Annotated in this window: 5 protein-coding genes; all 5 read right to left on the bottom strand. The window is 34.0% G+C overall.

Going from position 1 to position 11,549, the window contains the following annotated elements; translation table 11 throughout:
• Window positions 1-81 precede the first annotated feature (81 nt).
• On the bottom strand, window positions 82-1,104 hold the full coding sequence (galE, locus tag D1818_RS17340) for a UDP-glucose 4-epimerase GalE (RefSeq protein ID WP_118460227.1): 1,023 nt from the start codon (window positions 1,102-1,104) through the stop codon (window positions 82-84).
• Window positions 1,105-1,200: 96 nt separating this feature from the next.
• On the bottom strand, window positions 1,201-2,847 hold the full coding sequence (locus tag D1818_RS17345) for a solute:sodium symporter family transporter (protein WP_118460228.1): 1,647 nt from the start codon (window positions 2,845-2,847) through the stop codon (window positions 1,201-1,203).
• A gap of 53 nt (window positions 2,848-2,900) precedes the next feature.
• On the bottom strand, window positions 2,901-6,080 hold the full coding sequence (gene glpK, locus D1818_RS17350) for a glycerol kinase GlpK (RefSeq protein ID WP_118460229.1): 3,180 nt from the start codon (window positions 6,078-6,080) through the stop codon (window positions 2,901-2,903).
• Window positions 6,081-6,291: 211 nt separating this feature from the next.
• Window positions 6,292-8,073, bottom strand: coding sequence for a glycoside hydrolase family 36 protein (locus D1818_RS17355; protein ID WP_118460230.1), 1,782 nt, complete (start codon window positions 8,071-8,073; stop codon window positions 6,292-6,294).
• 31 nt (window positions 8,074-8,104) lie between these two features.
• Entirely contained in the window at window positions 8,105-11,464 is a 3,360-nt protein-coding gene (locus D1818_RS17360; RefSeq protein WP_118463879.1) for a VCBS repeat-containing protein, read from the bottom strand.
• Window positions 11,465-11,549: the final 85 nt, after the last annotated feature.

Consider the following 11,549-nt stretch of genomic DNA (forward strand, 5'->3'; position numbering starts at 1 on the left):
CTAGTTTTCCAAAATATAAAAAGACCTGAAGAGCATACGTTCTTCAGGTCTTCTTTATTGTAATCGTTATAATATGATGTTCTAGTTCTTTTCTCTCACCTTTTGCTCCCATTTCCAAGCAGAAGATAGTGCTTCATCCAAAGTGCTTTTAGCTTTCCATTCAAGTTCTTTATTAGCTTTGTCTGTATTGGCATAGGCCGAGATAACATCCCCTTCTCTTCTGTCTACAATTTTATAATTCAATTTTTGCTGAGATACTTTTTCAAAAGAATGTATAACTTCTAATACAGAACTACCAGTTCCCGTGCCTACGTTAAATACTTCATAGTTAGCTGTATTATTTTTATTTAGAAGACGCTGTAGGGCAATCACATGAGCCTTGGCAAGATCAACCACGTGTATGTAATCTCTAATACACGTTCCATCTTCTGTTGGATAGTCATTCCCAAAAACAGAGAGTTGTTCTCTAAGTCCAATTCCTGTCTGCGTAATAAACGGAACTAAATTCTGAGGAACTCCAATAGGTAGTTCACCAATTTCTGTAGAAGGGTGTGCGCCAATAGGATTAAAATAACGCAATGCAATTGCATTCAGATTTGGTTTTACTTTGCAAATATCTTTTATGATTTCTTCACCAATTTGTTTTGTATTTCCATAAGGAGATTCTGCAATTTTTACAGGGGCATTTTCGGTAATAGGTAATTCATCAGCTTGACCATATACAGTACAAGAAGAACTGAATATAAAACTGGTTTCATCTTTTTTCTGTAGCTCCTGAAGAATATAGACCAGTACGCCGATATTATTCTCATAATATAATAAAGGGTTTTCTACACTTTCACCAACAGCTTTAGACGCTGCAAAATGAATAACACCTTCTATATCTGTATGACGTTTAAAAAAATCCTGAACCTTATCTTTTTCTCTAAGATCGAAGTTTTCAAAAATTGGCAGCTTTCCTGTAATTGCCTTAATTCCTTTTAGAACATCAGTAGAAGAGTTAGAACAGTTATCGATAATAACGACATCATATCCTTCGGTCTGTAATTCTACTACTGTATGTGATCCGATAAATCCCAATCCACCGGTAACTAATATTTTCATTCTTTTTGTTTTCAAGAGTTTTATTGTAATAGAATGTAAAGTTAATACAATACTGGTTATAACGAAAAATAGATTTGGATTTAGTTTTAATAGTTATCAGAAAATCAAGTAAGTACTAATGACTAAGACTGTAATAATAGCGCCAACTATGAAAGCATATTTCCAAGGTGTTGTATCTATTACGTCTGTTGTAGTAGGTGTATAGATATCTGTTTTTGGTTTAAGCATCCCAATAATAATCATAATGGTTACATTAATTACAAATAAAATCCCCATAATGTGCAAAAAATGTGGATATGCTTGAGCTTTGATGATAGCTAATTGATCCGGATCTGTAATGCCATTAGAAGCTGCTTCAGATAATGCTTCATTTGTAAAATGAGGTCCTATGATAAGTAAGCTTACAAGATACATAAGAACTCCAGCAATTAATACTACTTTAGCTCCAAGAGCAGGAACCTTTTTTGTAAGTATCCCAACGATAACTACTGCTAAAATAGGAACACTTAAGCTTCCTAGTGCCTGCTGAATATAGGAAAATAATCCTTCCGGAGCATTAGCAATGAATGGTGCGATTGTCATAGAAATCAGGGCAACGATAAGTCCAAATAATTTTCCCGCTTTTACCGTTTGAAGATCGCTCGCATCAGGTTTAAAGAATTTTTTATAGAGATCGAATCCGAAAAGTGTCGCACTACTATTCAATAAACTATTAAACGAACTTAAAACAGCACCAAAAAGAACAGCTGCAAAAAAACCAAGTAATGCAGGAGGGAGTACTTTACGAACAAGCTCTGGATATGCTTGATCTGCAGAATCTAGGTTTCCGTTAAATACATTCCAAGCTATAATACCCGGTAGTACAACTATTATAGGGATAAGGAATTTTACAAAGGCAGCAAGCATCATTCCTTTTTGCCCTTCTTTTAAACTTTTTGCACCAAAAACGCGCTGTAAAATAGATTGATTAGTTCCCCAATAGTACATCTGCGCTATCATCATTCCTGTAAAGATCGTTCCTACGGGAATAGATGAAGTAACTCCTCCGGTAACATTAAACTTATCTTGATTTTCTGTCCATAGGGTATTGATACCATCCATCATATTTCCATCACCAACTAACTTTAATCCAAAGTAAGGAATTAACAGTCCTCCTATTAATAATCCGATAGCGTTTATAAGATCTGATACTGCAACCGCTTTTAATCCTCCGAAAATAGCATATATGACCCCTATAAGTCCGATGCTCCATACACAAAGCCAAATAGTAGAAGATTTAGACCAGCCTAATAATACTGGTAGGTCAAACATTGTACTAAAGGCTAGTGAACCAGAATAGAGAATTGTAGGTAGTAGCACGATACTAAACGCTACCAGAAATAAAACAGATAATATTGCTTTTGTATTTTCGTCAAAACGTTTTTCTATAAACTCCGGAATTGTAGTAATACCACCTTTCATGTATTTCGGAAGTAGCCAAATAGCTGTTAGTACCATAGCAATAGCAGCTAATGTCTCCCATGCCATCACTAAGACTCCTTCTGTAAAAGCCTGCCCATTAAGTCCCACAATCTGTTCTGCTGATAAGTTTGTAAGTAATAATGAACCTGCAATGGTTATGGCGCCAAGACTCCTACCTCCTAGATAGTAACCGTCAGCTGATTTTTCGTCAGTGCTCCTGGTTTTCCACCAAGCATATATTGCTACAAGTAATGTAAATCCAATAAAAGAAAATATTCCCATTTGTGTTATATGTTAAATGAATTTAGAAAATCTAGTGATTTACTGTTTTAATTTTAAGCGATTTCATGTTCATAATATGTGGATGCATCTTGCAATAATAAATCCAAATATTTATTTTCGTTTTCTAGACGTTGTTCATCCCATTCTAAATATTTTATAAGATCTTCTTGTACCATAGATCGATATTGACGAACACTATCGATACCAAAGTATAATCTTCCGGTTCGTCGTACAAAAAAATCAGCCAAACCATTAATCATCTCATGATGTACTCCATACCATACTTCTGACCGAATTAATTTTTCTTCGATTGAATCATTTAAAAAATAACCTACTTTATTTATGATAGTATTTGCCTGTTTACCGTATGTGGTGGCTAGATACCATCCGTAGTATTCATCCTGTACGTTTAGTTCTTTTAATTGTTGATTGATTTCCAGAAGATATTTCTCTACTTCTTCGGTATCTTTAAGAGGATCACTTGTAAGAGGAATATTTTGAGTAAACGATTTTGAAAACTGCTCTCTTTTCTTAGAACTCATTGTTTTCAGAACTGTATCAATCGTACGTTGCGCCATTTTTCGGTACCCAGTAAGTTTTCCTCCAGCAATCGAAATTAACCCTGTTTTAGAAACAAAAATTTCATCCTTTCTCGATAATTCTGAAGGGTCTTTGCCATCTTCATGGATAAGTGGTCTGAGTCCAGCCCAATTGGATTCTATGTCATCTATAGTAAGTTGTACGGTTGGAAACATATTATTTACTGCATCTAATAAATATTGAGCATCTTCCTGTGTAGCTACTACACGATTTAGGTTAGCTTTGTAGTTGGTGTCAGTAGTTCCAACGTATGTTGCTCGACCTCTTGGAATAGCAAAAATCATTCTTCCATCTGGTACATCGAAGTATACGGATTGTGTAAGCGGAAACTGTTCTCTGGAAAAAACAATGTGCACTCCTTTAGTAAGATGTAAGTGTTTGTTATTCATAGAATGATCCTTTTCTCGTAATAAATCTACCCAAGGACCGGCTGCCGAAACGTAATTTCGCGCTTTGATAATAAATCTTTTTTGTGAATTATGATCTAAACATTCTAAGCTTTTGATCTTTCCTTCATCATCATAGTTAAAAGTTGTCATTTCACAATAATTGATGATATTGGCTCCATAAGAGGCTGCTTTTTTCAGAAGCTCAACAGTAAGCCTTGCGTCATCAGTTCGGTACTCCGCGTAATAACCTCCCCCAGTAAGCCCATTTTTATTTAATAATGGTTCTTTGGTGACCGTTTCCTCTATACTTAGCATTTTTCGCTTATCATCTCCTTCTACATTTGCCAAGAAATCATACACTTTTAACCCTATGGCTGTCATCATTTTTCCATAGGTTCCTCCTTCTATCAATGGTAACAACATCTTTTCTGGTACTACCAGATGAGGGGCAAGTTTATGAACAGTAGCCCGTTCGCTTCCGGATTCTTTTACAAGTGCAATTTCCATTTGTTTAAGATATCGTAATCCACCGTGAATAAGCTTTGTCGATTTGTTACTGGTTCCAGAAGCAAAGTCGTTTTTTTCTACTAAACAGACTTTTAGTCCTCTAGAAGCCGCGTCCAAAGCAATTCCTGCTCCTGTGACTCCTCCACCAATAATAATAAGGTCATATTTAGTTGTCTGAGCTTTTTGTAATTGTATATGTCGATCAAGAATAGAAAATCGAATGGGACCTTCCTCTTTAGCAGAGAGCATTTTGGCATTAGAAGACTTTGTGCGTTCTACCGCTTCTTTCCATCCACTGTATTTTCTGTTTCGCTCATGTTCTGTAATCTGGGGTTTAAACTTGGTATCTACAATTCTAATTTTTGAAATATCCTTTTTTGTCCAAACCCCAGCTTTTATCCCTGCCAGGAATGCAGCACCAAGTGCTGTTACTTCTAACATTGCAGGCCGATCTACTTCTACATTTAGAATGTCTGCCTGAAATTGCATTAAATAGCTGTTATTAGATGCTCCACCATCTACTTTAAGTTCTTTCATAAGTTTGCCACTATCTTCTATCATTGCGTCTAACACATCCCTAGTTTGATAGGCTAAGGCATCTACGGTGGCTTTTATGATTTCATTTTTTCCTGAATCCAGTGTCAGTCCGTAAATAGCTCCTTTCGCATTCATATCCCAATAAGGAGCTCCTAAACCTGCAAATGCGGGTACTACGTATAACCCTTCTGAAGATGGAGTAGATTTACAGATTTCTTCGGTTTCTGAGGCTTTTGTAATTACTTGTAATTTATCACGTAACCATTGCACAGAAGCACCTCCAACAAAAACGCTTCCTTCTAATGCGTATTTTATATTGTCTTCTGGAAGACTGCAGCACAAAGTAGTTAGTAAGCCATTCTTAGATTGATACGCTTTTTTTCCTGTATTTAACAATAAAAAACAGCCAGTTCCATATGTGTTTTTAGCAATTCCCGATTTGTATCCGCCTTGTCCAAATAATGAAGCTTGTTGATCTCCAGCAACACCATATATCGGAATTTCTTTTCCTTGGTAAGAAATATTTCCAAAATCGGATGAAGAATGCTGAACTTCAGGGAGCATGTTCCTTGGGACATTTAAAGCATTCAGCATAGTTTCATCCCATTCTAATCGTATAATATTATAAAGCATCGTTCTAGACACATTAGAATGATCCGTGACATGTTTAGCTCCATTAGTAAATTTCCAAATCAGCCAGGTATCTATTGTGCCAAATAATAAATCTCCTCTTTCAGCTTTTTCTCTGGCACCTTCTACATTATCTAGTATCCATTTTAATTTTGTTCCGGAAAAATAAGAGTCAATTACTAAGCCTGTATTTTTAGATATATAATCTTCTAGACCAATAGATTTAAGATTTTTACAAATTTTCGATGTTCTCTTATCTAGCCATACGATGGCGTTGTAAATAGGCTTTCCTGTTGTTTTGTCCCAAACTACGGTAGTTTCCCTTTGATTGGTAATGCCTACTCCTGCAATCTCATCCGTACTTATTTTGGATTCAGATAATACTTCTTCAAATACTTCTTGTTGATGCCTGAAAATCTCAATAGGATCATGTTCTACCCATCCTGATTTAGGATAATGTTGGGTTAATTCTTTCTGAGCAATACCACGAATAGTACCTTTATTGTCAAAAATGATGGCTCTGGTACTTGTGGTTCCTTGGTCAAAAGCAATAATATATTTTTTATTCATCAGAGGATATTTGACTTTATTTTTATATGCTTTATTTAGTCATTGATTTTCTATAATTATCTTAAAAAGATAGTAGATGTTTTAGATATTCGTCAATTTATTATAAATATCTAAATTATTTAAGTAATGAAAAAGATAAATGATAATTAAAAAAAATGTAATCGTTTGTATTATTTTTTATATGAGATATGATCACTTTTACAGATTATTTTTAAAATAGTACATTTCCAGTTTCAGTGTTCTTTTCTAATATGATTAATCCGCAAGCAGGGACTTTTATCTGAATAGCACCTATAAGAATCATTATATCGCATTCCTGTACTTTTTTTCCGGTACAATCGTAGGTAACACAATGGTATGCTCCATAATTTTGGTTACTAGTTAGTATAACCTTCGTATTTAGTTGACCATTTATGATATCGATTCTGTTTGTTTTTTCTTCAAAATCAATTATGTAATTATCAAATAACCCAATAATTGTATGTTCCCCTAAAGAGGATTTAAGTAATGAATAGTTTGCTAAAGGTTTTTGTGGTGTAAATTTTCCTTTTAAGAAAACATCGGAATGATTTCTCCAATAATGGGTGTAAAAATCAATCATTGATAACTCATCTGATGTCGCTTTTTGGAGTAAAATAGAAAGCTGTGGGACTCCAAATAAAGTATTCACCAATTGTAATGCTTTTATTTCTAAAGGTTCTTGCTCGTGATAAGTAAACATATCACTGTGTACAGCAGTTTCGCCACAAAGCATCTTAATATCAGTAATACGTACTCTATTCATAACAGAATCACCCGGACAGTCAAATGCTCTGAACATGTTACCGTATTTGCGCATAGCCGGACCTGTATATTTTTGACGAAATTCGATAACAACTTCTGGATTGATGGCATGTAAGGAACTCATGATATCTGTCATTAATCGATCTACCGCAAGATTCACTGAGGAGTAATCCCTTCCTTCTTCTTTAGTTAGTTTGGTACTGGGATATACTTTAAATTCATCGATGAAATCTAGTTTAAAACCATCAATTCCCCATGCTTCTAATGCATCTACATATAAGCTTACTAGATATTGCCTTACTTCGGGATACCTAGGGTCAAATACAGGAGCCCAACGATGTTCTTCTGTAAGGAATTTACCTTTAAATTTTTTATATGCTTTTGATTTTTTACCGCAGAAAGGAACAGAATACCATAAGGCTAATTTCATTCCTGTAGTATGAATTCTGCTGACAAAGTTTTTCATTTCGGGAATTCTCTCGGGATACCAATCACCTGTATAATCATACCCTCTGTTTTCATCATTAGTTTGCCAACCATCGTCTAGTATTATTAACTCATATCCTAATGTAGAAGCAATTTTACATTCTTTAATGAGATCATCTTCATCGAGTTTTTGATGGAATTGGTACCAGGTAGAATAAACCGGAACTTTTGCTAAATCAGGAACAATTGCTGGAGTGAGATTTTCAAAACTCTCCCACCATTTTCCTACATTTTTTAAAGATTCCGAAAAATGTTGATGACTTTGATCAATTCTTAGTTGTGCGTTATAGTCCGTAATTTCATGATATCTTTCTGTAAAAAATGAAATATGACAATAAATACAATTATCTTCTTCTCTATATAATGCATTTAACTTTTTGGTATTTATAGCATCAGAGCAGGCAAAAGTAATGATGTTACCGTCATCATGACCAAATAAAGAAATTACCGGTGAGTCTACAGAAATTCTTGATTCCATATGATCTAGCTCCCAATCATCCATGATTCTTTTTGCAAAATCTGTTGTAGGTTTCCAAACACCCTTTACATTAATAACAGGAATTTTCCATTTGAAAGTTACTTTTTGCGGTTGGAATTCTGTTTCAGATGAAAAATTAATATTATATATAGTAACTCCGTTTTGTTCTTCAAGTAGGGTTATGTCAACTTGAAAATCATTGGACTTTTGTATTACCTCTATGTTGTGAGTAAGTATTTCTTTCATGTACCTTTTTATCCTTTGATATTTTGTAAAATCAGTTTTTTGCTAAAACAGTTCTCTTTTTGATGATACTATGCACCACGATACTGTCATTGTTTTGTGTGGCAAAAACTAATTTTTCGTTATTTTTCTTTTGGACAGAAATGATATGATTGGATTGTTTTGCAACCAAAAAACCACTTTTATTATTTTCTATCGGAATGAATCCTTCTTTTGATCCCTTTAGATATACTCCTATCATAGCATCGTGTCTTCCGTAGTTTGCTTCTGCAGAATAATTGTTACCTACGATCAAAACATCTTTAAAACCATCCTGATCAATATCTTCTACAAGAAAATCATTTATAGGGGATCGTTGACAAACTTCTGGTAAATAGGATACTTTAAAAGTGTTGTTTCCTATGTTCTCTGCATAAATTGATTGAAATATGTGAGCGCTGAGAGTTTCTTTGTCTAAATCATTGATGTTTAATAATTCCTGAAAGCTAACTTTGGCAAATTCATTGTATGTAGGGAATCGTTTTTTTAAGCCCACCAATTGCTTCATAATGTCATCTCGAGTATGGATCGGTTGAAGAGATAAGCCATCCTCAGTTTCGAAATACTGAGCTAAAACGGGATCGATACTTCCGTTATTATCAAAATCCTTTGTATATACATACACCGCTTTATCAAACATTGGCTGGATAAATCCATTAGTTCCTTGATTACCTGCAAGTATATCCTGATCGCCGTCGTTATCAAAATCTGCGAGCGTTATACTGTTCCACCAACCGGACATTTCTATTTTTTTTCCTTCTGTATCTTGCCATCGTATCGGGATTTCTTTTGCTCCATCTTTGTTTACATCATAGACGGAAATAGGCATCCATTGTCCAACTACGATTAGCTCTTTTATTTTGTTATTATTAATGTCTGCCCAGCTCGCATCGGTTACAATACCTAAGTTAGAGAAGTTAATCTTATTGTTTAAAGAGAGTTTACCTTGTTGACTCGTCAGTATATAACTGGGTGTATGAAGGGGATACTTGCCTGGCAGAATACCACCACCTATGAAAATGTTTTGGGATCCATTAGAATCTACCTCATTAGCAACGACACAAGTTGTATTTGTTTTAATTTTAGAAAGAACTTTGTCATTTGACACAGAAAAATCACCTTTACCATTGTTAATGTATATTCTGTCTCTTAATAAATCTTCATTATTTCCGGCATCACTACCTCCACTTCCGATATATAAATCTTTATCTCCATCTTGATCTATGTCGATAAACAATGAGCCAGTGTCTTCATATTTGATATCTAATTTTTGGATAGGACGATAAATTCCATTTTGATCTTCAGAAAAAAGAGTGCCTGGAATGTTTTTGCTACCTCCAATGAAAATCTCATCGCCTTGTTGATTGTCAATGTTTCCTTTTATAATACAAGGGCCTAGAGCATTAAATTGATGACTTAATAATGATTGTTGTATATAATCATTCGAGTAATTTTCTTTATGCAAGTAAGAAAACGAAGCATGCTCTTTTTCGAAAATTAAATCTATTTCTTCTTCCGAATTTTTATTTGAAGAAGCAAGATAGTTTATAGTTAAGCGTTGGTTTTTGGAGACACTTTTTGCGGTACTAACCTTTCCATCTGGCCATACTATTTGTAATGAGTCTACTATTTCTGAGTGAATACCAAAATGAATAATTGGTTCTACAGAAGATAAATATCCTTTAACTGTAGATTGATACTGTGTTTGTTCGTTACCGTTTTCCCACAAAGTAATTTTTGATCCTATGGCACTTCTGTTTTTGTCAGTTCCTTTTAGTTGTATTCTCAAGAACTTTTTACCTTTTTCTGAAGTGTGATTTTCTAAGATAAAAGCAGGACTGTTAATATTATTAATAATCAAATCTAAGTCTCCATCCAAATCTAAGTCTGCATATGCAGAACCATTAGAGTAGGATTTTTGATTTTCTATCCATTGAGAAGAAACATCGGTAAATTGAGTTTCCCCATTATTTTTATACATTACATTAGGAAGATGAATTCCCGGGAGTTGTTCAACAAGACTTTTAAATTTCTCTTTTCTGGCCGCAGGAGTTCCAAAAATGTTGTTGTATTCTGAGTAGTTGATAAAATCCAGATCGGTAATATCTTTTACATAGCCATTAGTAATATAGATGTCTTTATTACCATCATTATCATAATCTGCAATTAATGGTGCCCAACTCCAATCTGTACTGGCTATACCTGAAGCAAATCCAATTTCTGAAGCTGGAAGTATTTCACCTTTTATAAAACCATTGTGCAGTTGTAAGGTGTTATGAATATATTGAGGAGTGTACCCATTTCTCTGAGACAATAAATATTTATCATAATTATTGGAACCTAACATTTTCTTTTGTCTCTCATAATTATTAGGAAGCATATCTACAACCATAATATCTGGTAATATATCATTGTTTATATCTGCCACATCAACACCCATCGCATTGTATGTTTGCTTAGATAAGACTTGTTGATTGACTTCATCAAACCCAAGATGCATACCAATGGTATCAGCCCCTTTGTTTATATAGATGAGATCATTGGTGATAAAATCATTACTGATGTATATATCAGGCAAATTATCATTGTTAAAATCATTAATAGCAACTCCTAATCCAAATCCTTTATGAGTGATTCCTAAACTATCGGACACGTTGGTAAAGTATATTTGATTCGTATTTTCTTTGGTTTTGTTTTCTAATAAATAATCTGATAAATGTTTAGGTTGGTATTTTTTAGGAATAGGGGTATTCCTATCTCTTTTTGTATTTCCATTATGGACAATATATGCGTCTAAATCACCATCCAGATCATAGTCAAAAAAAACAGTTTGTTGACTGTAATTTCCATCGTCTAATCCGTAAATTGAAGCTTGTTCTTCAAAATAAGGAATACCTTTTTCGTTTAATCCCTTGTTCACGAATAATAAATTATTACAATCATTGTCGCAGTGAGCTCCTCCAACATTAAGGTAAATATCATCTAATCCATCTGTGTTTATGTCTACAATACTTACTCCGGTAATCCACGAATTTGTTTTAAAATGTGACACGACTGAAACATCTTGAAATTTCATGTTGCCCAGGTTTAAGTACAATTTGCTAGATGTTTGATTTGCAGTAAAAACGATATCAGGTAAGTTATCATTATTGAAATCACCAATGCCAACACCTCCGCCGTTATAACAATATTGAAAATCAATAACATTGATAGAGTCATTTTCAATAATAGTATTTTGAAAAGCGATGCCACTATGTGAAGAGGGAACTAGTGTAAATAAAAAATCTTCTGATGGTTGTTTTTTGCAACCAAAAAGTAATAGAATTAGAGCGATATGAATTAGATTTTTTTTCAAAAAAAGTGTTATAAAATTTTCAAAACCAAGCAAACTTTCCCCTTAGTTTGCTTGGTTGACTAAAACAACTAAATATTACAATCAA

This window comes from Aquimarina sp. BL5, from assembly GCF_003443675.1.
GTDB lineage: Bacteria > Bacteroidota > Bacteroidia > Flavobacteriales > Flavobacteriaceae > Aquimarina.

Excerpts from the sequence above, each read along its gene's own strand:
- galE (WP_118460227.1), bottom strand. The coding sequence starts at position 1,104 with ATGAAAATATTAGTTACCGGTGGATTGGGATTTATCGGATCACATACA.
- D1818_RS17345 (WP_118460228.1), bottom strand. The coding sequence starts at position 2,847 with ATGGGAATATTTTCTTTTATTGGATTTACATTACTTGTAGCAATATAT.
- glpK (WP_118460229.1), bottom strand. The coding sequence starts at position 6,080 with ATGAATAAAAAATATATTATTGCTTTTGACCAAGGAACCACAAGTACC.
- D1818_RS17355 (WP_118460230.1), bottom strand. The coding sequence starts at position 8,073 with ATGAAAGAAATACTTACTCACAACATAGAGGTAATACAAAAGTCCAAT.